This window comes from Demequina litoralis (assembly GCF_030418455.1).
GTDB classification, from domain to species: Bacteria; Actinomycetota; Actinomycetes; order Actinomycetales; family Demequinaceae; genus Demequina; species Demequina litoralis.
Map to the genome: position 1 here is coordinate 582,219 of NZ_JAUHPW010000001.1, position 24,098 is coordinate 606,316.

Genomic DNA, 24,098 nt, shown 5'->3' on the forward strand with positions numbered 1-24,098 from the left:
ATCGTCCCGCCGAACGCCGCCTCGCGCCCCCGGGGTAGGCGCCAGTCGCGCGCCGAACTACCTATCTACCAGGTAAGTTACCCACACCTGCCGTCGCGGGTCGGATGTCGGCGATCCGGCGCCCGGAGCGGCGATAGCGTTCACATCCGCACGCCCGTGATCCGACCGTTATTGAATCGATACAAAGCGATTCGGAAGGCCCCGGACAGGGGTCCGCGCCCCGCGGAGGGTGCCCCCGCGAGGCGCCGCGTCGGAGCTCGTCGGCCCGCCGCGTCAGCCCTCGCGCGCCCCCGCGGGGACGGCGGATCCGGCCTCGGCGTCCGCGCTCCGGGCGAGCTCGCCGAAGGTCTCGGCCACCCAGTCCGCGATGTACGCCGCGACGTAGGCCATGTGGTCGATGGAGATGTGCTCGGTGCCGCCCTCGGGCTCGTCGAACACCCGGAGCTCGCACTTGGGGCTGTTGACGGCCTGCTCGTGCGACCGGTGCGCCATCGCGAGCGGGATCTGGCGGTCGTTGGCGCCGTGGGTGATGAGGAACGGGACCGTGATCCGCTCGACGACGCCGTCGAGGTGCATGTCCTTGGTGCGCTCGAGGAAGTCGTCCATGCCCGACGCGCCCCACACCCACTGGACATGCTTCCAGTAGTGCGGCACGGGGTTCTCACCCTCGCGGTCGAGGCGCCGGCGCTGCACGGCCGCCCAGTCGTGGTTGGCGCCCCACGCGACCACGAGGCGCAGACGCTTCTCGAACGCCGCGGCGCGCGGCGCGTAGTAGCCGCCGAGCGACCAGCCGACGATCCCCGCCCGCCCGGCGTCGACGTCGTCGCGGCCCTCGAGGAAGTCGACGCAGGCGGCGGCCCACACCTCGGTGTCGTACCGCGCCGTGAGGCCTCGCATCCGCAGCGCCTCGCCGGATCCGGGGGTGTCCACCATGAGGGTCGAGATGCCGCGGCGCGCGAGCATCTGCGGGAACTGCGAGTAGTACATCATCTCCTTGGTGGAGTCGAGGCCGTTCCACTGGATGACCACGGGCGGCTTCTCCCCCGGCGCGAGGGCCGCGGGGTCCGCGTGGTAGAGGTAGCCCGGCAGGCTGGCATCGCCGTAGGGGATCTCGACGGTCTCGAACGGCGCACCGGAGAGCTCCACGTGGCGCAGCAGCAGGTCGATCGACTTCTGGTACGCGGCGTTGCGCCCCTCCCAGTCGGGCGACTGGAGCCGCTCCGCCTGCGACACGTACAGGCTCGCGCGGTAGAGCTTGTCGCCGGCGCCGATGAGCCGTCCGCGCGCCACGTCCTCGTCCGCCGAGGCGATGAGGCGGTCCGCGACGGCCTCCCACGACGCGTAGAGGAGGTCCGTCCCGACGTCGTCGCCGTTGCGCGATGCCTCGAGCACCGGCCTGCAGGCGCGGTCGACCTCGTCGATGTAGCCGCCGCAGTTGAGCGAGGCCACGGCCGCCATGCTCCACACGTAGTTGGTCGGGAAGTACATGAACATGGGGGCTCCACTCGCTCGCGCCGTTGCGGTCCCCACCACCCTAGGAAGTCCGCCGGTCATCAGCACAGTCGAATCTTCCGATGAGCGGTATCGGTCCGGGTGATGCCACGGAGGCGCTCCGGCACCCCCACGCACGCCGCTCCCCCACGCCGCCCTCCACACGGCGGACCTCGCATCGTCCCGTCTCCAGGCAGCTCGCGGCGCATACCGCGGGAAGGCGCGCCCGAGCTGCAGGATCCGTGTGGAGCGCGGCCGGCGGGCGGCACCGATCCGCCCCCGCGGATATCAGCCCCAGTGATGCGACCCATACCAAGAAGCGCGTTCCCTGATACCTCCGGGGTGGCGATAGTGGGACGCGAGCCGGCAACGACGCCGGGCGTACCGAAAGGATCGACGATGATCTCACTGCTGTCGCACCTGTCCTACGTGGCGGTCACCTCCCCCGATGTCGAGGCGTCGGTCAAGTTCTACGAGGAGCAGGTCGGCCTCACGGTCGTCGACCGCATCGGCGACGACGTCTACCTGCGCTGCTGGGGCGACTACTACCGCTACAGCGTGGTCGTGAAGCCCGGCCCGGAGCCGTCGCTCGCGACCATGGCGTGGCGCACGTCGAGCCCCGAGGCGCTCGAGGAGGCCGCGCGGCGCGTGCAGGAGGCGGGCATCGAGGGCCGCTGGGTCGAGGGCCACACCACCGGCCGCACCTTCGAGTTCGTGGGACCGTGGGGCCACTCGATGACGCTGCACTGGGACGTCGAGCACTTCCACGCGACCGGCGCGCAGGGCTCGATCTACCCCGACCGCCCGCAGCGCCGCAGCCGCCACCTCGGCGCGCCGCGCCAGCTCGACCATGTCACGGTCGCCACCAGCGACGTCGACGCGTTCGCGGCCTGGTACCGCGACGTGCTGGGCTTCCGCATCATGGCGCGCACCGTCCTCGACGAGGCCCCCATCTCGGTGTTCTCCGTCATCACCACCAACGAGAAGTCGCACGACCTGGGCGTGGTGCTCGACGGCTCGACCCGCGCGGGCCGCGTCAACCACTACGCCTTCTGGGTGGACACGCGCGAGGACCTGCTCCAGGCCGCGGACGTGCTCATGGAGAACGGCACCGCCATCGAGTACGGCCCGTCGATCCACGGCATCGGCGAGCAGAACTTCCTCTACTTCCGCGAGCCGTCCTCGCTGCGCATCGAGGTCAACACCGGCGGCTACCGCAACTACGTCCCGGACTGGGAGGTCCAGACCTGGACCCCGTCGCTCGGCTCGAACAACTTCTACCGCAACAGCCAGATGCCGATGTCGATGACCGAGTCCTTCCCGCCCGCGGACGGTCCGTCGGCGACCGAGGAGGGCGTCCCCGACGAGATCCGGGACCAGCTGCTCAACCCCTACGCCACCCACGGCCGGGGCTGACGGCCCTCCACCAGACGTCCCGACGGCGGCGACCCGAGGTCCTGCTCCTCCGCGCTCAGGCGCCGCCGTCGGGCGAGGCCAGCCCCGCCGCGACCTCGGCCAGGACCCCGCGCAGCCACTGGTGCCCGGGGTCCGAGTCGTACAGCGAGTTCCACCAGAACGCGTCCTTGATGGGCGCCATCGGCACCGGGAACTCCAGGATCCGCAGCCCGTGCAGGCTCTGGACCGCGAGCGCGAGCCGCTCCTGCAGCAGCCCCAGCCGGCGCGTCCCCGCCACGAGCGCGGGCAGCGTCGCGAAGCTCGGCGTCACCACCTCGACGCGCGGCTCGATGCCGAGCGTCTGCATCTGCCGCACCGCGGGCGTGTACTGCGTCGTGCGGTTCATCGCGAGCACCCAGGGCAGCGTCGCGAGGTCGTGCTCCGTGAGGGCGTCGCCGAGCTCGGCGTTCTCCTCCCACGCCACCACCACCCAGCGATCGTCGAGCACGTCGAGGTAGCGCTCCGAGCCGATGAAGCCGTGGGGAAGGATCATGCCGTCGCAGTCGCGCAGCGACTCCGGCGCCGCCTCGAGCGTCTCGCGCGTGAGGGTCTCGAACGTGAGGCGCGCGTGCGGCGCGGCCGCGGACACCGCGAGCGAGATCTCGCGCCCCGCGATGCGGAACGCGTAGTCCGCGCCCAGGATGCGGAAGTCGCGGTCGCTCGTGGCGGGGTCGAACTCGGCCTGCGCGGAGAACAGCCGGTCCATGGTCTGCACGGCGCCCCACGTCCGCTCGCGCAGCGACACCGCGAGCGGGCTCAGCTCGTAGGTGTTGCCGTGGCGCACCAGCAGCTCGTCGCCGAACAGCCGCCTCAGCTTCGCCAGCGACGCCGACAGCGCGGGCTGGCTCAGGCTGAGCCGCTCCGCGGCGCGCGACACGCTGCGCTCCTCGAGGAGCGCATGCAGCGGCAGGAGCAGATTCATGTCGAGGCTGCGGAGGTCCATGGCGCGACCCTAGCGGCCTATCCACGACACGAATAGGGGACATCGCAGAATTCGTGTTGGCTGATGCCCGGCGGCACGCTTGACTGGCCCTGGGCGCGACGAGGCGCCCGAGGGAGCGACATGGGCGTCACATCCGTCAGCCTGGATCTCAAGGATCCCGAGGCATCCATCGCGTCGATGGCGCGCGCCGTGAGCAACTGGGGCCGCTGGGGCGAGGACGATGCGGTCGGCACCCTCAACCTCATCGACGACGAGGCCCGGACCCGCGCGGCACGCCTGGTCCGCACCGGCGAGTCCCTGTCGCTGTCGCTGCCCTTCGACATGAACGGGCCGCAGCGCGGCTGGCGCCGGCGCACCAACCCGGTCCACACGATGCTCGACACCGGCACGGACGCGGAGCGGGGGCTCCAGGGCTTCCCCCACGGCATCGGCGGCGCGGACGACGTCATCGCGATGCCCCTCCAGTGCTCGACCCAGTGGGACGGGCTGGGCCACATCTTCGACCACGGCATGGCGTGGAACGGCCGCCGCGCGGGCGACGTCGTGACGTCGGAGGGCGACCTGGTCACGGGCATCGAGCACGCGGCGCCGCTGATCACCGGCCGCGGCGTGCTGCTCGACCTGGGCCGCCACCTCTCCCCCGCGACCGGCGAGCTCGACGACGGCTACGCCATCACCCCCGACGACCTCGACGCCTGCATCGCCGCGCAGGGCCCCACCAGCGAGATCGGCACCGGCGACATCGTGCTCGTGCGCACCGGGCAGCTGGCCCGTGCGAAGCGCGAGGGCTGGGGCGAGTACGCGGGCGGGCCCGCGCCCGGCCTGTCGTTCACCACCGCGCCCTGGCTGCGCGCGCGCGACATCGCCGCGATCGCCACCGACACCTGGGGCTTCGAGGTCCGCCCCAACGAGTTCGAGAACGCGTTCCAGCCGCTCCACCAGGTGGTGATCCCCCATCTGGGGCTCACCATCGGCGAGATGTGGGACCTGGACGCGCTCGCCGACTCGTGCGCCGCATCGTCCCGCTACGAGTTCCTGCTCACCGCCGCGCCCCTGCGCATCACCGGCGCGGTCGGCTCCCCCGTCAACCCCATCGCCCTGCTCTGACCCGGAAGGAAGGGATCACCCATGACCGCAACGACGCGTGTCGCCATCGCCGGAGGCGGCGTCGCCGCCTGCGCACTCGCCATCCAGCTCGCCCGCGAGGGGGTCGAGGTCGACATGTTCGACAAGGCCGACTGCGTGAGCGCGCTCGGCTCCGGGATCACGCTCCAGGGCAACGCCCTGCGCGCCTTCGGCCACCTCGGCGTGTGGGACGAGATCCAGGAGGCCGGCTACGCCTTCAACGGCCTGTCGCTGCGCGCGCCCGGCCCCGGGGCGCCCGTGGTCGCGGACATGCCGGAGATCAGCATGGGCGGCCCCGGCTTCCCCGCCGGCATGGGCATGTACCGCCCCGACCTCGCGCGGATCCTCACGGACGCCGCCGTCGCCGCCGGCGCGCGGCTCCACCACCACTCGGAGGTGACCGGCTGCACCACCCGGGACGACTCGGTCGACGTCGAGGTCAACGGCGAGAACGTCGGCACCTTCGACCTGCTCGTGGGCGCGGACGGCCTGCACTCGCGGGTCCGCGAGGCGATCGGCATCGACCTCCACCCGCGCCGCACCGGCATGGGCATCTGGCGCGCGTTCGTGTCCCGGCCCGCCGAGGTCACCCACACGGAGCTCTACTACGGCGGCCCCATGTACATCGCCGGGTACACGCCCACCGGCGAGGACACCATGTACGCGTTCCTCGTGGAGGACGCCCAGGAGCACGTGGACGTCTCCGACGAGGAGGCGGTCGAGATCATGCGCGCCCAGTCGATGGCGTACGACGGCCCGTGGAACCACATCCGCGCGGACCTGTCGACGGCCTCGCACGTCAACTACACGTGGTTCACCGAGCACGTCGTCGAGGGCGCGTGGAACCGTGGCCGCACCGTGGTGATCGGCGACGCCGCCCACTCGTGCCCGCCCACCATCGCGCAGGGCGCGGCCCAGGCGCTCGAGGACGCCGAGGTGCTCGGCGAGCTCGTCCTCCGCGGCGGGCCGATCGACCAGGCGTTCTGGGACGAGTTCCACGACCGCCGCGTCGAGCGCGCCTCCATGGTGGTCCGCTCGTCGGTCCAGCTGGGCGACTGGCTGCTCGAGGGGCGCCGCGACGCGGACGTCCCCGGCCTCGTCGCGTCGGTCGCGCAGCGCGTGAGCGTCCCCGCGTGAGGCTCGGCCGCTGGCGCGCGGAGGGCGTCGTCCACGACGGCGTCCTCCGCGACGATGCGGCGCTGCCGTTCGCGCGCGGGTACACCGTGGGCGACGCGCTCGCGCTGGGGCTGGCCCACCTCCCGACGATCGCGTCGTGGGCCGACGAGGAGGCGGCGGTCCCGCTCGCGGACGTCACGCTCCTGGTCCCGGTCGAGGCCGCGAGCGTGCGGGACTTCGTCGCCTTCGAGGAGCACGTCGAGGGCGTGAGCGCCGCGATCGACGGCGCGAGCGACGTGCCCGCCGAGTGGTACGAGTACCCCACCTTCTACTTCACCAACCCCCACACCCTCCTCGCGGACCGCGCGACCGTGCGCCCGCCGCGCTCCGCGCGGATGGACTTCGAGCTCGAGGTCGCCGCCGTCATCGGCGGCGCGGACGGCTCGGACGGACGCGACCTGTCCCCCGCCGCGGCCGAGGCCCACCTCTTCGGGTACACGATCATGAACGACTGGTCCGCCCGGGACGTCCAGGGGCGCGAGATGCGCGTGCGCCTCGGCCCGTGCAAGGGCAAGGACTTCGGCACGAGCCTCGGGCCGTGGATCGTCACCGCCGACGAGCTCGAGCCGTACCGCGACGAGGACGGCTTCCTTGTCCTCGAGGTCGAGGCGTCCGTCAACGGCACGCGGATCGGTCGCGATCTCCTGTCGAACATGGGCTGGCCCTTCGCGGAGCTGGCCGCCTACGCGTCCCGGGACTCGCGCATCGTCCCGGGCGATGTGCTCGGCTCGGGCACCGCCGGCAACGGCGGCTGCCTCGCCGAGCTCTGGGGCCGCTCCGGCGGCCTCACGCCCGCGCCGCTGTCCCCGGGGGACGAGGTCGTCCTCAGGGTCGAGGGCATCGGCGCGCTCCACGGCACGGTCGGGATCGCGAGCGATCCCCCGGCCATCCCGCCCGCACGGGCACGCAGCCGCGCACGCCTGCGCGTCTGACCGCTCCATCTCACCCGGGAGATTCAATGGCGAATCCGATCACCGAGTCCGCGGTCCCCGCGGCTCCCGCCCGCCGCGCCACGACGTGGCAGGCCGTCCTGCTGCTCGCGGGCAGCTGCATGCCCGTCATGGGCTCCGTCCTCATCACGCCGATCCTGCCCCAGCTGTCCGAGGAGTTCGGCGCCACGCCGGGCGCCGAGGTGCTGGTGCCGATGATCGTCGCGATCCCCGCGCTCATGATCGCGCTGTTCGCGCCCTTCGCCGGGCAGATCGTCGACCGTCTCGGCCGGCGCACGCTGCTCGTCATCGCGATGGTCGCGTACGCCCTCGCCGGCACCGCGCCCGCGCTGCTCGACGACCTCCAGTCGATCCTCGCGAGCCGCGTGCTCGTGGGCATCTGCGAGGCGGCCATCATGACCGCCTGCACCACGCTCATCGTCGACTACTTCCACCAGCCCGAGCGACGCAACAAGTACCTGGGGCTCCAGACGGTCGCCACCACCCTCGGTGCGACGGCGTTCATCGCGATCGGCGGCGCGCTCGGCGTCGGCGGCTGGCACACGCCGTTCTGGGTCTACTCGGTCGCGCTGGTGCTCGCGGTGCTCATGGCGTTCTCGCTGTGGGAGCCCAGCCGCACGGACTCGACCGACACCCACGTGGGCGTGGGCGAGAAGGCCCGCATCCCGTGGTCGCGCATCGCGATGCCGCTCGCGGTCACGCTGTTCGGCGGCTTCTCGTTCTACGTCCTCATCATCGAGGCGAGCTACCTCGTGGTGGGCACCGGCGTCGAGGCCGCGGACACGCGCACCATCGGCGCCGTGTCCGCGATCGCGTCGCTGGCGACCGCCGCGGGCGCCTTCACGTTCGCGCGGGTCGCGAGGCTCCAGCCACGCGTGCTCCTGCCGATCGCGTTCGGTCTCCAGGCAGCGGGCATGCTCGTCATCTGGGCGACGGGCACGTCCTTCATCGGCGTGGGCGCGGGCGCGGTCATCGCCTCGGCCGGCTCGGGCCTCCTGCTCCCGACGCTGGTGACGTGGACCATCGCGCCGCTGCGCTTCGAGGAGCGCGGGCGCTCGACCGGCTGGTGGAACGCCGCGTTCTTCCTCGGCCAGTTCGCGACGCCGCTCATCATGGGCGGCATCGCCAACGCGACGGGCTCGCTGCCGGTCGCGGTCGGGATCGTGGGCGTGGCCGCCGCGACCATGGCGGTCGTGCTCGGCGTCGCGCTGCGCCGCCAGGAGGCGACCGCCGGCGCCATCGCCTGATCACGCGTGCCGGCGCCGCGGCCGGTCATCCGCACCCCGCGGCGCCGGCGCCCCCACCGACCCAGAAGCACCACCCGACCCGGAAGGAGCCCACCGTGACCACCCTGCAGCCCACCGCATCGGCCCCCGACGCGACGCTCGCGGGCGTCCGCACGCTCGAGGTCGCCGCGCGCATGCAGGTCGCGGAGGACGCGGTGGAGCTCACGCTGCGCCGGCCCGACGGCGGCAGGCTCCCCGACTGGGCGCCCGGCGCGCACCTCGACCTGGTGCTGCCCGACGGCCGCTCCCGCCAGTACTCGCTGTGCGGGGACCGGTGGGACGCCCACACCTACCGGGTCGCGATCCGGCGCGAGCCACAGGGGCGTGGCGGCTCGGTGTGGCTGCACGACGAGGCCCGTCCGGGCACGATGCTCGGCTTCGCGGGCCCCCGCAACAGCTTCCGGATGGCGCCGGCGGAGCGCTACCTGCTCGTGGCCGGCGGCATCGGCATCACGCCGCTCCTGCCGATGGTGCGGCAGGCCGAGATGATCGGCGCCGACTGGCACCTGCTGTACCTGGGCCGCGGCCTCGCCTCGCTCCCCTACCTGGAGGAGCTCGAGGCCCACGGCGACCGCGTCACCGTCCACTGCGGCGACACGGACGGCCGCGCCGACCTCGACGCGTGGCTCCCCACCGACCCGTCCGTGCGCGTGTACGCGTGCGGACCCGAGCGCCTCCTCGACGCGGTCGAGGCGTGGGCGCCGCGCCTCGCGCTCCCGCCGCGCGTCGAGCGCTTCGCCGCGCGGATCGACGACCGTCCCGGCCGCCCGTTCGAGGTGGTCGCCTCGCGCTCCGGCGTGTCGACGGCGGTGGGCGCGGACGAGACCGTGGTCGCCGCGCTGCGCCGCGTGGGCGTCGAGGTGATCACGTCGTGCGCGCAGGGCGTGTGCGGCACGTGCGAGGCGGACGTGCTCGAGGGCACACCCGACCACCGCGACTCGGTGCTCGACGAGCACGCGCGCGCCTCGGGCACCTGCCTGCTGCCGTGCGTGAGCCGGTGCCTCGACGACCGGCTCGTGCTCGACCTGTGACCCCTGCGAAAGGACCGCGATGACCGCCACCGCCACCGTGCCCGTCTCCGACCTCGACCCGTTCTCCCCGGATTTCCTCGCGGACCCGTGGCCGTTCGTCACGGAGATCCGGGAGCTCGCGCCCGTGGTGCACCTCGAGCGCTACGACGTGCATGCGATCGGACGCTACGAGGACGTCCACCGCGCGCTCACCGACTGGCAGTCGCTGCAGTCGGCGGCCGGGGTGGGGCTGTCGAACTTCAACCACGAGACGCCGTGGCGTCCGCCCAGCGTGCTCCTCGAGGCCGATCCACCGCGCCACGACGCGCCCCGCCACGTGCTGCAGGAGATCCTCTCCCCTCGCCGGCTGCGGGCGCTCGAGGAGCGCTGGCGCGCGGACGCCGCGGCGCTGGTCGACGCGGTGCTCGCGCGCGGCGACCGCTTCGACGCCGTGACCGCGCTCGCCGAGGCCTTCCCGCTGCGCGTGTTCCCCGACGCCGTGGGCCTGGGCCCGGACGGCCGCGAGAACCTGCTGCCCTACGGCGACTTCGCGTTCAACGCCTTCGGGCCCCAGGAGGGGCTCGTCGCGGAGGCGGCGCCCACCATCGGCCCCACCATCGCGTGGATCGGCGAGCAGTGCCGGCGCGAGAACCTCGCGCCCGAGGGCTTCGGCGCCGAGGTGTGGGAGGCCGCGGACCGCGGCGACATCACGCCCGCGCAGGCGCCGCTCATGGTGCGGTCGCTCCTCACGGCCGGCGTGGACACCACCGTGACGGGCATCGCGGCCGTGCTGCACGCGGTCGCGACCACGCCGGGCGCGTGGCGGCGGCTGCGGGAGCGGCCCGACCTGCTGCCGCGGGCCTTCGAGGAGGCGGTCCGCCTCCAGTCGCCCGTGCAGACCTTCTTCCGCACGACGCGCGTGCCGACCACGATCGCGGGCGTCACGCTCGAGCCCGACCGCAAGGTGCTGATGTTCCTCGGGGCGGCGAACCGCGACCCGCGCCGGTGGGCGGACCCGGACGCCTTCGACCTCGACCGCGACCCGTCCGGCCACGTGGGCTTCGGGATGGGTCTGCACCAGTGCGTGGGCCAGCACGTCGCGCGGCTCGAGGCCACCGCCGTCCTCGGCGCGCTGCTCGAGCGCGTCGAGGCGATCGAGCCCGACGGCCCGGTGCGCCACCACCCCAACAACACGCTCCGCGGCTTCGAGAGCCTCCCCGTGCGGGTGGTGCCGGCGCGGACGTGAGCGAGCCGCCGCATCGTCCCGACGCGGGGACGATGCGGCGGCTCGGCTGACGCGGCGGACCCGGCGGGGTCAGAGGCGCGCGTCCCAGTAGCCCATGAACGGGTCGACCGGGTTGATGCCACGGAACTCCGACTCGCCCGTGAGCTTGCCGGCCACCGCCGCGATGGTCGCGTCGTTCGAGGCGTACGCGTTGATGTACGTCTTCACGCGCGGCACGTCCTGGAGGTGGAACGGGTTCGCCACCGAGACCACGATGGTGGGCACCTCGTGCGCGAAGCGCGGCAGGTTGGCCGCGGTCCAGAAGGTCCAGTCGAGGCGCGCGGTGGGGTGGTTCGAGGTCGGCGGCACGTCCGCGACGTAGATCACCAGGTCGTAGTGGTCGCGAAGGTCGTCGCCGACGACGGCGCCGTCGCGGCCGACCGCGCCGAACATGGTCGCCTCGCGCGGCGGGTCCTGGTGCACGGCGGCCTCGAAGCCGCGCTCGCTCAGCTGGGCCGCGAGCTTGTCGGCGGCGGCGGTCGACGGCATCGAGCCGCCGCGCAGCGAGTAGAGCAGGACGCGCGGGGTCGACTCGGGCGACAGCGGCAGCAGGCCCTCCTCGAGGTCCTTCACCAGCGTGACGGCGGCGTCGGCCTGCTGAGCGGCCCAGCCCTCGTGCATGCCGCGGTTCACGCCCTCGAGCCCGGGGGCGAGCTCCTCGGTGGTGGCGGCGTGGAGGCCCAGCGCGGCCTTGACGGCGAGCACGCGGGTGACGGCCTGGTCGAGGCGCTCCTCCGTGACCACGCCGGCCTCGACGCCCGCGAGCATGTGGGCGTAGTCGGCGGCGAAGTCGTCCGCGAACAGGAACATGTCGCAGCCCGCGGCGATCGACTGGGGCACGGCCTGGGCGCGCGGCATCGACATCTGCATGCCCGCCATGAGGGTGGCGTCGGTGACGACGAGGCCGTTGAAGCCCAGCTTGCCGCGCAGGAGGTCGGTGGTGATCTCCGGCGCGAGCGACGCGGGGAGGATGTCCTCGTCCTTGATGCCGGGGCGCAGGGCGCGCGAGTAGGCCGGCAGCGCGATGTGCGCGGCCATCACGGTGAGCGCGCCCGCGTCGATGACGGCCTGGTAGACCTCGCCGAAGGTGGCGTCCCACTCGTCGGTGGAGAGCGTGTTGACCGTGGTGATGAGGTGCTGGTCGCGGTCGTCGACGCCGTCGCCGGGCCAGTGCTTGACCGAGGCGGCGACGCCGTTGTCCTGCAGGCCCTTGACGAACTCGACGCCCATGTCGCGCACGCGCGCGGTCTCCGAGCCGAACCCGCGGTTGAGGACGATCGGGTTGTGGGGGTTCATCTGGATGTCGATGATCGGCGAGAACGCCCAGTTGACGCCCATCGCGCGGCCCTGGACGGCGCAGACCTCGCCCATGCGGTACGCCGACGACGGGTCGTCGGTCGCGGCGGCCTGCAGCGGCGAGCCCATCGACGTCTGGTCGAAGGCCGCGCCCGAGGCGCCGGCCTCGATGTTCGCCGCGATGAGCGCGGGCACGGTGCACCTGTCCTGGATGTAGCGGTTGAGCTCGATGATCTCGTGCGAGAGCGACGGGCGGCGCATGTAGCCGCCGGGCTCGGCGACGGCCAGCTCGGCGTCGATCTGCTCGGTGGTGCCCGGCATCCCGAGCAGGCAGAACAGCTGGCCGACCTTCTGCTCGAGGCTCAGCCCGGCGAGGGTGGTGGTCACCCACTCCTGCGCGGCGGCGTCGAGGTGGAACGGTGCGGCGTCGAGCCGGACGGGGGCGGTGGTCATGGTCTCCTCCTCGAGACGTGCGGCGAGCGTAGCCGCGAAGGTGATGCCGTGGGCCGCGAGGGCGTCGACGGCGTGGAGCCCGGGGATGACGGCGGCGGCCTCGGTCAGCACGGCCGGGTCGCCGATGCCGACGGCGGTCATGCCTGCCGCGTTGGCGGCCTGCACGCCGGCGATGGCGTCCTCGAAGACGATGCAGGTGGCCGGGTCGACGCCGAGCGCCTCGGCGCCGGCGAGGAACACCCGTGGGTGGGGCTTGGCCTCGGTCACCACGGAGCCGTCCACGATCGCGTCGAACAGGCCCGTGATGCCCAGGCGCTCAAGGATCAGCGGCGCGTTGCGCGAGGCCGAGCCCAGCGCGGTGCGCACCCCGCGGGCGCGCAGGTCCTCGAGGACCTCCTGGGCGCCGGGCAGCATGTCCGCCGGCGTGATCGCCGCGATCGCGTCGACGTAGCGGGCGTTCTTCTCGTCCGCCAGGCGCAGCGCGGTCGCCTCGTCGACCTCGACGCCGCCGATCTCGAGCACGATGCGCAGGGCGTCCATGCGTCCCACGCCCTTGAGACGCTCCTCGTCCTCGTCCGCGAGCGTGAAGCCCAGCTCGGCGGCGGTCTGCCGCCACGCGGCGAAGTGGTGGACGGCGGTGTCGACGATCACGCCGTCGAGGTCGAACAGCGCGGCGGAGGCCGTGGTCATGGGGTCCTGCTTTCGAGGTGTGGAGCGGTGGGCTGCGACGGTTCAGGCGTCGGCGGGGACGATGTTCCAGAGGTACGGGTACGCGTTGCCGACCTGCAGCGTCGCATCCGTGCCCTCGGCGGTGTAGAAGACCTGGAGGTTGCGGTACCAGGGGGCGAACCATGCCTCGTCGACCACGTGGTCGTTGAGCGCGCGCGCCGCGGCGTCGTCTCCGGTCTGCATCTTCTCGGCGAGCAGGTCGACCCACTCGTCGGCCACGTGCATCGCGTTCCAGGGCGCGCCCGTGGCGATCGAGAGGTTGTAGGTCTCCCAGGCGGACGCGGGCTGTTCGAGCTGCATCGAGGCGAGGCCGAACTGGCCGCCGAGCACGGCGCCGAAGTAGTCCTGGGCGGCCACGGGAGTGAGCACCGCCGTGATGCCGACCTTGCGCAGCTGCTCGCGGAGCAGGTTGAAGGTCGCCTCCGGCACGAAGTTCACGGTGGGGATCGTGAGGCTCAGGCCGTCCGCGTAGCCGGCCTCCGCGAGCAGCGCCTTGGCCTTGGCCGGCGAGTGCGGGTAGGCCTCCTCGAGGTCCTCCTCGAAGCCGGGCGTGTGGGGCCCGAAGATCTGCGAGGTGACCTCGCCGCGACCGCCGAGCAGGGCGTCGAGCAGCGCCTCGCGGTCGAGCGCGTAGTTGATCGCGCGGCGGACGCGGACGTCGGCCAGGGCGGGCTCGACGGCGCCGGCGCGGTCGAACAGCAGCAGGCCCGTCCAGTCGAGCGTGAACTCGTGAGCCGAGTAGCCGGCCGCCTCGATCTGGCCGAAGCCGGAGTAGCCGGTGTAGAGGACGGCGTCGAGCCTGTTGCCGACGAGCTCCTCCTGGAGCTCGCCCGCATCCTCGTGGACGGTCATGACGACCTGGTCGTAGTGCTGACGCTCGGGGTCCCAGTAGTCGGGGTTCGCGGTGAAGACGTAGGTCTCGCCCTCCACCGTCTGCGCGGCGTCGAGGAGGTAGGGACCGGTGCCCACGGGCGCCGGGTCGTCGAAGGACGACGGCGACTCCATGTAGCCCGCAGCCTTCGACAGGTTGGTGAGCAGCGCCGGGTCCGGCGCCGTCAGGGTGACCTCGACGGTCTCGTCCCCGATCGCCTCGACCTTGGACACGCCCGCGAGCCACGCGGCGTTCTCGGACGAGCCGTCGCGGAAGCGCAGGAGGTTCGCGACCGCGACGTCCGCGGTGAACGGCGTGCCGTCCGTGAAGGTGACGTCGTCGCGCAGGGACATGGTGAGGACGGTGCCGTCCTCGTTGTACTCGAAGCCGGTGGCGAGCGAGGGCAGGATCGAGTTGTCCGGCTCGGCGCGCACGAGCGTGTCGTACACCGCCTGGCCGTAGGCCGAGTGCGTCGCGAAGGACATCTCTGCGGCGACGAAGCCGTTGGCGCCCGGCGCGTCGACCATGCCGAGGCGCAGCACGGGGGACGATGCGGCGGCCGCGGCGGTGCCGTCTGCGCTGGGCGCCGCGTCGGTGGACGCGGTGGCGCCCGCGCACCCTGCCAGTGCGGTCGCGCCGATGGCGGCCCAGATCACGGTGCCCCGATGAAACATCGCTGTTCCCCATTCCTCGCGTGGTGCGCGGTCCTCCGTCAGATCCGACCGGATGCGAAGGTAGCACAAAACCTGAACGACCACTAAGTTTTCACGGATCGGGCCGCCGGGCGGGTGCTACCGTGAGCGCCATGACCGGTCGGACCGCCTCGCGAGGCAGCTACGCGAAGACCGCCGCCCGACGTCAGGAGATCCTCGAGGCGGCGTTCGCCGTCTTCGCCGAGCGCGGCTACGAGAACGGCTCGCTGCGCGATATCGCCGACAAGGTGGGCATCAGCCAGGGCGGCATCCTCTTCCACTTCGGGTCGAAGATCGACCTCCTCGAGGCCGTCCTCGACCTGCGCGACGCCCGCAGCCGCGAGCTGTTCACCACCCGCATCGCGGACCAGGAACCCGGCCTCCCCCACCTGCGCGCGCTGGTCGATCTCGTGCGGGACAACGTCAACGAGCCAGGCATGATCCAGCTCTACACGCTGCTCGCCGCGGAGGGCACGGCCGCCGACCACCCGGCGCACGCCTACTTCAGCGGCCGCTACGCGTGGCTGGTCGAGCAGTCGCACCTCTCGCTGCTCGCCCTGCGCGACCAGGGCCTGCTGCGCGCCGGCGTCGAGCCCGGCCACGCGGCACGCTCGCTGGTGGCGCTGCTCGACGGGCTCCAGCTCCAGTGGCTCTACCGGCCCACCGAGATCGACATGGTGGGCGACCTGCGCACCTCGATCCAGCAGCTCATCTCCGTCCCGCTCTAGGACCCCCGGACGCCCGCGGCGGGCCCGCGCCATGCCACAATGGCCATTCAAATCTGAACACACGTTCAGTTGATGCACCGCACGAAGGGACGACACCGTGTCGAAGGTGACGCAGCTCTGGCTCGACGGCCGCGGAGGCCCGCGCTTCCTGGCCTCCCCCACGCCCACGCTCACGTGGACCACCGCCTCCGACCGTGAGGGCTGGCTGCAGTCCGCCGCGCAGGTCGAGCTGTCCCTCGCCGGCGAGGCCACGGTCGCGGACCTCGACGGCCGCGGCTCGGTCGCGGTCGCCTGGCCGTTCGCCCCGCTCGCGCCGTACACGCGCGGCTCGGTGCGGGTCCGCGTGCGCGCCGAGGGCGAGGAGTGGTCCGCGTGGAGCACGGCGGTCGAGGTGCTCACCGGCCCCCTCGGCGCCGAGGACGTCTCCGCCTCGTTCGTGACCGCAGCCGCCCCCCTCGTCGAGGACGAGGCGACGCGCCCGACCGTGCGCGCGGCCGGCGCGGTCGAGGTCCGTGCGGGGCTCGCACGCGCCGTGCTCACGTCGACCGCGCTCGGCGTGTACGAGCCCGTCGTGAACGGCGCCGTCGCGACGGACGAGGTGCTCGCCCCCGGGTGGACCGTCTACCAGGACCGCCTGCTGTTCCAGACCGTCGATGTCACCGACCTCCTGCACGAGGGCGCCAACGTCGTCGGCGCCGAGGTCGCCGAGGGCTGGCACCGCGAGCGCTTCGGCTTCGACGGCGCGTTCTCCGTCGCCTACGAGGGCGAGACCTCGCTGCTCATGCAGCTGCGCCTCGAGTACGCCGACGGCACCGTCGAGACCCACGGCACCGGCGAGGGGTGGCTCGCCACCCGCACCGGCCCGACGCTCTCCGCGTCGATCTACCAGGGCGAGCGCCGCGACGAGCGCCTCGCCGACGACGGCCTCGCGTCGCTCGCCGACGGCGCCCCGGCCCTCGCGGACGCCGCCCCGGCGCGCATCGTCCCGCACCCGGCCGCCGCCCTCGAGCCCGCGGCCGCTCCCCCGGTCCGCCGCATCGAGACCGTCGCCCCCGTCGAGACCACCACGCTCGAGGACGGCACGGTCCGCCTCGACCTCGGCGAGAACCTCGTGGGCTGGCTGCGCATCCGCGCGACCGCGCCCGCGGGCACCGAGATCACCCTGCGCCACGCCGAGGTCATCGAGGACGGCGCGCTCGGCACGCGCCCGCTGCGCCACGCGGCCAACACCGACACGGTGGTCGTCGGCGCGTCCGGCACCGTCGACTTCGCCCCCCGCTTCACGTTCCACGGCTTCCGCTACGCCGAGGTCTCGGGACTGCCGTCCGCGGACGCGCTCGACTCCGCCGAGGCCGTCGTCATCCACACGGACATGGTGCGCACCGGCTGGTGGGAGTGCTCCGACCCGCTGCTCACGCAGCTCCACCGCAACGTGGTGTGGGGCATGCGGGGCAACTTCGTGTCCCTGCCCACCGACTGCCCGCAGCGCGACGAGCGCCTGGGCTGGACCGGCGACATCCAGGTGTTCGCCCCCACCGCGGCCTACCTCTACGACTCGGGCGCGATGCTCGGGTCGTGGTTGCGCGACCTCGAGGCCGAGCAGACCCGCTTCGACGGCGTGGTGCCGAACTTCGTGCCCAACCCGGTCCCGGGCACGCCCGTGCTGCCCGCCGCCGCATGGGGCGACGCCGCGACGCTCGTGCCGGACGCGCTCTTCACCGCGCTGGGCGACGCCGCCGTGCTCGCGCGCCAGTACGCGTCGATGACGGCGTGGGCCGAGACGGTCCTCGCCGCGGCCGACGAGGACGGCCTGTGGGTCGGCGGCTTCCAGTTCGGCGACTGGCTGGACCCGAGCGCTCCCCCGCACAACCCGTCCGCCGCGAAGGCCGATCCGGACATCGTCGCGACCGCGTACCTCTACCGCACGCTGGTCGCGTGCGAGCGGGCCGCGACCGTGCTCGACCTCCCCGAGGACGCGACCCGCTGGAACGCGCTCGCCGACCGCACCCGCGCATCGTTCCTCGCCACCTACGTCACGCCCACCGGCCGGATCCTGTCCGACTCGCACACCGTCTACGCCCTCGCGATCGCGTTCGGCCTGCTCGACGGCGACGCGCGCCGTCAGGCCGCCGGCGACCGCCTCGCGGAGCTGGTGGTGAGCCACGGCTTCCGCATCCGCACCGGCTTCGTCGGCACGCCGCTGCTGTGCGACGCGCTCACCACCACCGGTCACCGCGACGTCGCGCACCGACTCATCGCGGAGACCGGCCTGCCGTCGTGGCTCTACCCCGTCACGATGGGCGCGACCACGATCTGGGAGCGCTGGGACTCGATGCTGCCCGACGGCTCGATCAACCCCGGCGAGATGACGTCCTTCAACCACTACGCGCTCGGCGCGGTGGCCGACTGGCTGCACCGCGACGTCGCCGGCCTGTCGCCGGTCGAGCCCGGCTACCGGACCGCGCGGATCGCGCCGCGCCCGGGCGGCTCGCTCACCTCCGCGAGCACCGCGCACGACAGCGCGTACGGCCGCTTCGAGGTGGCGTGGACGCTCGCCGACGGCACGCTCGCCGTCACCGCGACGGTGCCCCCGAACACCACGGCGGTCGTGTCGCTGCCGGGCCTCGAGGACTTCGAGGTCGGCTCGGGCTCGTACACGTGGGAGGTGCCGTTCGCGGGCGAGGCCCGTGCGCCGCAGCGCATCACCATGGACACCCGCATCTCCGACCTCGCGTGGGACCCCGCCACGGCGGGCCGCATCATGGGCGTGTGGGGCCGCACCGGCTACTTCATCGGCTTCGGCTGGAACGACGGCGGCCGCTGGCGCCCCGACACCACGTTCCGCAACGGCCTGCCGATGATGACTCCCCCGCAGCTCGCGGTGCTGGGCGCGGAGCTCGACGCGATCAACGTCCAGCACGGCCTCGAGCCGTGCGGCGAGGAGCACTGGCGCCTGTAGGCGGTGGCGCTCGTCGGCACGAGCCGTTCACGGAGGAGCCCGCCTGGCGGATGGATCGACGATCGATCCGCCAGGCGGGCTCGTTCGTGTCCGCGCCGCGACACGCCGCTACGGCACCTCGCGCACGACCTCCCCGCCGAGGTCCGCGACCGCCGCGAGCTGGTCCGGGTCGGTGGTGGTGAAGATGAAGTGGTCCCCCGTCGCGATGCCGGTGTCGCTCGAGGCGGCCTCGACGGTCGCGAGATCGGAGTCGAGGTCGTCCTGGGAGACGTAGATCGCGACGGTCGCCTCGGGCGTGCCGTCGCCGTCCTCGTCGCACGTGTACTCCCAGCCGGCGACCACACCCTCGCCCGCCATCTTGCCGCCCGCCCACGAGGCGCACTCCGACGCGGTGCGGACGTCGTCGACGATGCCGGACACGTCGACCGCGATGGACGAGATCGCATCGCTCGCGCTGCTCGCGGCCGCGCTTGCGTCCGTGTCCGAGCCGGACGTGCACGCCGCGAGCGCGAGCCCCGCGGCCGCGGCGATCAACGCCGCCTTCGTTCCGTCGCTGATCCGCATGCGCGCTCCTTCGGCTCGAGGGGACGGCGGCACCGCGGAGCGGGCGCGCGCCGTCCTCCTCAGTATGTGCCGATCGCGGGGACGATGCGCGGGGTCAGGCGCGCGCCCAGATCCTCTCGAGGAACGCGACCTGCCGCGCCTGCTGGTGGGGTCCGCCGCCCTCGTGCGCGTTGAAGGGGTACACCGCCATCTCGGCGTCGCCGCCCCAGGCGTGATACGCCGCGTAGACGGTCGACGGCGGGCAGGTGGCGTCGCGCAGCGCGACGGAGAACAGCGCCGGCGCGGTGGCGCGGGCCGCGTGATGGACGCCGTCCACGTAGGACACGGTGCGGAAGGTCTCGTCGGCCCGCTCGCGGTGGATCGCGAGGTAGCGGGCGATCTCCTGGTACGGGTCGTTGTCCGCGACGTCGACCGCGCGGCGGATGTGGCACAGGAAGGGGACGTCGACGAGCGCCGCGGAGAGCCCGTCCACCAGCCCCGCCGCGGCGATCGCGAGCCCGCCGCCCTGGCTCACGCCCGCGACCGCGACGCGGTCCCGGTCGATGCCTGGGAGCTGGCGGGACTCCTCGACGCAGCGCGCCGCATCCGTGAGGAGGCGCCGGTAGTAGTAGGAGTCGAAGTCCCGCACGCCGCGCGTGAGGTAGCCGGCGACCGCGGGGCTGCCGGCGTCGCCGCTGCCCGACGCGTCGGAGGTGTCGCCGCCGCCTCCCCATCCGGACCCCTGGCCGCGGGTGTCCATCACGACGTACGCGTAGCCCGCGGCGGGCCACAGCAGCCGCTCGTGCGGCAGCCCGCGGCCGCCCGTGTAGCCGATGAACTCGACCACGAGCGGCAGGTCACCCTCGACCCCGCGGGGCCGCAGGTACCACGCCTTGATGGGGTCGCCGCCGAAGCCGGGGAACGTCATGTCCCACACGTCGACGAGGGCCAGCCCGGCGTCGACCGGCGCGAGCGTCACACCGGAGCCGTGCGTGCGCGCCTCGGCGAGCGTGCCCTCCCAGCGCGTGTCGAAGTCCTCGGGCGCGGGCACGACGGGCCGGTAGGCCTCCAGCTGGTCCTGCTTCATGTCGCTGTACGGCATCAGTCCTCCTCGGCGAGGGTCGCGGCGGGGCGCTGCGTCACGCGAGCGTCCGCGTGACGACCGGCCGGACCTGCGCCGAGCGTAGCCGCAGCAGGGGCACCTCGGTGTCGGGGCGGACGCGCCGGTCGACGTGCACCCCGGCCTTCGGGTTCCACGCGAACGCGCGAAGAGCCAGGCCTCCCGCCGCGATGGCCGCGCGGTGCGGCAACAGGTCGATCTCGAGAGGCCTCCCCGACCAGAACTGGTCGGCGATCAGCGCGCCGCCCGCATAGAGGCGCAGCGCGTCGCCGGTCCAGTCCAGCTCGAGGATCAGCTGCTCGGCGTCCTCGAACCACGCGTCGTCGACCGGCACCGCGACCGCGTCGAGCGCCGCGAAGTCCGCGTCCGTCGGCGCGGAGAGCCGATGCGCGGAACCCCCGAGGCGCCGCGGAGCGGTCACCGCGACGGGAGCCTCAGGCAGCTCGACCACGTGACGCGCGGACGCGGCGTCGACGCGATGGCACGCGAACGGACCGACCTGCCCGAGCGTCGGCGCAGCCAGCGCCGGCAACGCCAGCAGCTCGTCGACGGCTTCGGGCGCGACGACGGTGAAGCCCTCGTCGAACCAGGCCTCCCCGTCCCACAGCAGCACGGTGTCCCGGCCGGCGACCTCGCCACGCCAGACGGAGTCCGCCTGCGCGGAGGTCAGGAGCACGAGGTCGGTGTCCCCCACGGACACGACGCAGTCGGGCCCCGGCTCCGTGTCGGGGCGGACGATCAGGACGTCGCCCTGGGAGCGGACGCTCGCGCCCGAGACGGCGGACGCGCTGACGCCCTCGAGCTGGAGCTCGGCCTCGATGCCGTCGGCCACCGCGAGCAGCACCACGGTGCGCGCGCCGACGCCGATCTCGGTGACCGGCTGCACGGTGGCCGTCACCGCCGGTATCGAGCCGAGCGGCTGGCGCAGCGGCCAGATCGCGGTCGCGCCCGCGGGGATCCGGATCGGCGCGGTCGGGACGGTGAGCACCGCATCGTCCCCCTGCACCTCGAAGCGCACGTCCTCGAGCTCGGGCAGCGCCGCGACCGCCGGCTGGTGGTTGTTGAGGAAGAGGAAGCCCCGCGCGCCGTCGGTGCGCACCGACCATCGCGGGCCGCCGTCCACCTGAGGCGGGATCGTCGCGGGCAGCGGCGCGAGCCGGTCCCCGAACGCGTCGAGGAACAGGTGCTGGCGCCGGAGCATGTGGAAGTGCGGGCGCTCCTGCCCGTGAGCACCGAGCGGCGCGTAGAAGTCGTAGTCGAGCACGGGCACGTCGTTGGGGTAGTCCGTCTCGTGCGACTCCTGCGTGGTCGACAGCGCCCCGATGACGTGGGTGCCGCCGTGGTACATGTAGTAGCCCTGCCACGACGAGCCGGAGCCCAGCTTGGTGAGGCCCAGGGCGGCCACGTCCGCGGAGTCGACGTGCGGGCGCCGGTGGTACGCGACCGTCATGCCTCCGCCCAGCTCGCACGTCGCGTAGGGCCACGGGTCGCCCGCGCCGAGTGCCGCATCGTCCCCCACCTGGGCGGCCTCATCCCGGAGGTCGGCGCCGACGGTGAGGTCGTCGCGCTCCTCGTTGAAGGTGAAGTGCATGATCCCGAAGGCGGGCCAGTCGACGTCCGCCTCCTCCCAGAAGCCGTCCGGGTACCCCGCGTACACCGGCAGGACCGCGCCTGCGGGCAGCTGCGCGCCGCCCCAGCCGGTCGCGGTCCACAGGCTCGCGCGGAGCCCCGCATCCTCGGCGATGCGCCGGAGCGTGGCGATGTGCTGCGGCTGGTCGTAGATCTCGTTCTCGACCTGGATGCCGATCACCGGCGCCGCGGGCGAGTCCGGGCCGTGGAGAAGGTCGCGGGTCTGGTCCGCGATCGCGCCGATCCATCGCCGCACGGGCTCGAGGTAGCCCGGGTCGTCGGTGCGGTGCCCGATCGGCTGCGCCTGCAGCCAGTCGGGAAGCCCGCCGTTGCGGGTCTCGGCGTGGACCCACGGCCCGATGCGCAGCATCACCTTGAGCCCGACGCGGTGCGCGGTCTCGACGAAGCGCCGCAGGTCCCGCGCGCCGTCCCAGCGGATGTCCCCCTCGACCTCCTCGTGGAGGATCCAGATGATGTACGCCGCCACCACGTCCACCCCGCCGGCACGCATCTTGCGCAGCTCGCGTTCCCAGCGCTCCGGCAGGTCCCGCGCGTAGTGGTACTCCCCCATCACGGGGATCCACGGGACGCCGTCGCGCTCGAGGCAGCGCGTGGTGACGCGGATGCCGTCGGGCGTGCCCGCGGGGTCGCCCAGGTCGAGCGGCGCGGGGGCGAGAGGTGCCGGCGCGGTGACGCGGACGGCGTAGGGAGACGTGACCGCGGGGTGCGGGTCGACGCCTGTGCTCATGGGTTCTCCTCGATTGCTGCTGGTCGTGCGGCCCTAGCGGACCGTGACGGTGATGGGCTTGGTCGCCGTGGTGCCCGCCGCGTTGACGAGCTCCGCGACGTAGGTGTGCCTGCCGACGGCACGGCCGGTGAGCGCGGTCGACGCGGTCTGCGCGTCCGGGGTCGATCCCGTGAGCTCCTGCTCGTCTACGAGCACGCCGTCCTCGTACAGCCGGTAGGTCGTGCCGTTGGTGCCCCACCACAGGTTGAAGGTGACGGTGTAGTCGCCGTCCCGGTCGTGGTTGTCGTGCGACAGCACTCCCTGGCCGGGGGCGGCGTCGGTGACCTCGACGACGAGCTCCTCGCTCGTCGTGACGCCGTGCGCGTTGCGGGCGACCGCGACGTACGTGTACGTGCCGTTGACGCGACCCGCGAGGTCGATCTCCGCGTGCTGCGACGCCGGGGTCGCGTCGTCGAGGCGGACGGCGCCGACGAGGCGGTCGTCCTCGTAGAACGCCACCGTGGTGGCGCCCTGCCCCCACCACATGTCCCACATGAGGGTGTAGTCGCCGTCGGCGAGGCCCGTGTCCCAGCCGTTGTCGGTCGACAGCACGCCCGCGCCGGGGGCCGCGGTGGCGGCACCGGGCGCCTCGGGCTCGGTCGTGTCGACGATGCCGAGCCAGCTGAGCATCGCCGGACCGCCCTCGCCCTCGACCGTCACGGTGACGACCGCGTCGCGGTAGGTGGTGAAGGCGACCGTGGCGGCGCCGGTCGGGACGTCGGCGTCGAGCACGACCGCGTCGGCGGAGGTGTCCACGCCCTCGTGCGTCACGGTGGTGACGAGCGAGGCCGCGGCGTCGCCCGTGACCGAGTGACCCGTGGTGACCTCGTAGCTGCCGGCGGGGAGCCAGAAGCGGTACGCGAGCGTGCCGTCGGGCGCCTCCCACGCGGTGAGGTCCTTGTCCGCGAGCGTCTCGAGCTCGGCACGGGCGGTCACGCCGCCGTCGCCGATCGCGGTCGCGAGGCCCCAGGGCTCGTCGGCATCGCCGTCGAACGCCGCGTCGACCACCGGATTGCGCAGCGCCGCCAGCGGCGACACGACGTCGTAGACGGGCGAGCCGAGCACGGGCCCGTTCTCGGTGGTCTCGACCGCCGCGCCCGCGTCGACGAAGTACGCGAGCCCGGCGGGCACCACCTCGACGTGGAGCACCACGTCGGTCGCGCCCGCGACGCCGTGCACCTCGACCACCGCGTACGGCTCGTCGAAGTCCTCGGCCTCCACGTCCTCCCAGGCCACGTCCTCGGCGAGGCGGGCCTCGGAGATCGTGAGCAGCTCGAGCGTGGCGGGGAGCTCAGGAGCCTGCCCGGCGAGCACCGCGATGCGGTAGTCGTCGAGCGGGACGTAGCCGATCTCCTCGAGCGCCGCCAGGGCGGCATCGATGGCGGCCGCCGCGGAGTCGAGCTCGGCCTGGGTCGAGCGCACGTCCGCAACCGCCGCGGTCGCGGTCTCCACCGCCGCGTCGAGGGCGGTGAGGGACGATGCGCTGTATGCCTCGCGGGTGACGTCGCCGGCGGCGCCGATCGCGTCGATCGCCGCGGAGGCGTCGGGCGCGGGGATGCGGAGCAGCACG

General features: G+C 73.3%; 17 protein-coding genes. 9 read left to right on the forward strand and 8 right to left on the reverse strand.

The features are described from left to right. Positions 1 to 273: 273 nt before the first annotated feature. Complete coding sequence (locus tag QQX09_RS02565; RefSeq protein WP_301131128.1) at positions 274 to 1,494, reverse strand: alpha/beta hydrolase family protein; 1,221 nt, start codon at positions 1,492 to 1,494, stop codon at positions 274 to 276. Between the two features lie 396 nt (positions 1,495 to 1,890). Here QQX09_RS02565 and QQX09_RS02570 point away from each other — a divergent pair, with 396 nt between their 5' ends. Then, positions 1,891 to 2,907: a VOC family protein gene (locus QQX09_RS02570; protein WP_301131129.1), complete on the forward strand. Its 1,017-nt coding sequence runs from the start codon at positions 1,891 to 1,893 to the stop codon at positions 2,905 to 2,907. A gap of 55 nt (positions 2,908 to 2,962) precedes the next feature. Here QQX09_RS02570 and QQX09_RS02575 read toward each other — a convergent pair whose 3' ends face one another. Continuing rightward, the gene (locus QQX09_RS02575) at positions 2,963 to 3,889 is read right to left on the reverse strand and encodes a LysR family transcriptional regulator (protein WP_301131130.1); all 927 of its coding nucleotides are present in this window, start codon (positions 3,887 to 3,889) and stop codon (positions 2,963 to 2,965) included. A 120-nt stretch (positions 3,890 to 4,009) separates the two neighbouring features. On the opposite strand from QQX09_RS02575, the gene QQX09_RS02580 reads away from it, so the two are divergent. From QQX09_RS02580 to QQX09_RS02605, 6 genes are all read left to right on the forward strand, one after another. Continuing rightward, positions 4,010 to 4,996, forward strand: coding sequence for a cyclase family protein (locus QQX09_RS02580; RefSeq protein ID WP_301131131.1), 987 nt, complete (start codon positions 4,010 to 4,012; stop codon positions 4,994 to 4,996). A gap of 21 nt (positions 4,997 to 5,017) precedes the next feature. Further along, a complete protein-coding gene (locus QQX09_RS02585; protein WP_301131132.1) occupies positions 5,018 to 6,151 on the forward strand; it encodes an FAD-dependent monooxygenase in 1,134 nt (377 codons plus the stop codon). Beyond that, positions 6,148 to 7,122: a fumarylacetoacetate hydrolase family protein gene (locus tag QQX09_RS02590; RefSeq protein WP_301131133.1), complete on the forward strand. Its 975-nt coding sequence runs from the start codon at positions 6,148 to 6,150 to the stop codon at positions 7,120 to 7,122. Before QQX09_RS02585 ends, QQX09_RS02590 begins: the two co-directional genes overlap by 4 nt. A 26-nt stretch (positions 7,123 to 7,148) precedes the next feature. Continuing rightward, positions 7,149 to 8,387 carry an MFS transporter gene (locus tag QQX09_RS02595; RefSeq protein WP_301131134.1) on the forward strand — a complete coding sequence of 413 codons (1,239 nt, stop codon included), beginning with the start codon at positions 7,149 to 7,151 and terminating at the stop codon, positions 8,385 to 8,387. 95 nt (positions 8,388 to 8,482) lie between these two features. Continuing rightward, positions 8,483 to 9,457 carry a PDR/VanB family oxidoreductase gene (locus tag QQX09_RS02600; RefSeq protein ID WP_301131135.1) on the forward strand — a complete coding sequence of 325 codons (975 nt, stop codon included), beginning with the start codon at positions 8,483 to 8,485 and terminating at the stop codon, positions 9,455 to 9,457. A gap of 19 nt (positions 9,458 to 9,476) precedes the next feature. After that, the gene (locus QQX09_RS02605) at positions 9,477 to 10,682 is read left to right on the forward strand and encodes a cytochrome P450 (RefSeq protein ID WP_301131136.1); all 1,206 of its coding nucleotides are present in this window, start codon (positions 9,477 to 9,479) and stop codon (positions 10,680 to 10,682) included. 69 nt (positions 10,683 to 10,751) lie between these two features. Here QQX09_RS02605 and pgmB read toward each other — a convergent pair whose 3' ends face one another. Next, entirely contained in the window at positions 10,752 to 13,160 is a 2,409-nt protein-coding gene (pgmB, locus tag QQX09_RS02610; protein ID WP_301131137.1) for a beta-phosphoglucomutase, read from the reverse strand. Between the two features lie 42 nt (positions 13,161 to 13,202). Next, the gene (locus QQX09_RS02615) at positions 13,203 to 14,744 is read right to left on the reverse strand and encodes an ABC transporter substrate-binding protein (RefSeq protein ID WP_301131138.1); all 1,542 of its coding nucleotides are present in this window, start codon (positions 14,742 to 14,744) and stop codon (positions 13,203 to 13,205) included. Positions 14,745 to 14,875: 131 nt separating this feature from the next. On the opposite strand from QQX09_RS02615, the gene QQX09_RS02620 reads away from it, so the two are divergent. Together QQX09_RS02620 and QQX09_RS02625 are read left to right on the forward strand one after the other, a co-directional pair. Next, positions 14,876 to 15,490, forward strand: a complete 615-nt coding sequence (locus QQX09_RS02620; RefSeq protein WP_301131139.1) for a TetR family transcriptional regulator — start codon at positions 14,876 to 14,878, stop codon at positions 15,488 to 15,490. A gap of 106 nt (positions 15,491 to 15,596) precedes the next feature. After that, entirely contained in the window at positions 15,597 to 18,449 is a 2,853-nt protein-coding gene (locus tag QQX09_RS02625; RefSeq protein ID WP_301131140.1) for a family 78 glycoside hydrolase catalytic domain, read from the forward strand. A 108-nt stretch (positions 18,450 to 18,557) separates the two neighbouring features. On the opposite strand, the gene QQX09_RS02630 is transcribed toward QQX09_RS02625, so the two are convergent. The 4 genes from QQX09_RS02630 to QQX09_RS02645 all read right to left on the reverse strand — a co-directional run. After that, complete coding sequence (locus QQX09_RS02630; protein WP_301131141.1) at positions 18,558 to 19,013, reverse strand: hypothetical protein; 456 nt, start codon at positions 19,011 to 19,013, stop codon at positions 18,558 to 18,560. Positions 19,014 to 19,107: 94 nt separating this feature from the next. After that, complete coding sequence (locus QQX09_RS02635) at positions 19,108 to 20,094, reverse strand: acetylxylan esterase (protein ID WP_301131142.1); 987 nt, start codon at positions 20,092 to 20,094, stop codon at positions 19,108 to 19,110. A 37-nt stretch (positions 20,095 to 20,131) separates the two neighbouring features. Then, positions 20,132 to 22,489, reverse strand: coding sequence for a beta-galactosidase (locus tag QQX09_RS02640; RefSeq protein WP_301131143.1), 2,358 nt, complete (start codon positions 22,487 to 22,489; stop codon positions 20,132 to 20,134). A gap of 33 nt (positions 22,490 to 22,522) precedes the next feature. Further along, positions 22,523 to 24,098 (reverse strand): chitinase N-terminal domain-containing protein (locus tag QQX09_RS02645; RefSeq protein WP_301131144.1); only part of this gene is annotated, 1,576 nt, incomplete at its 5' end.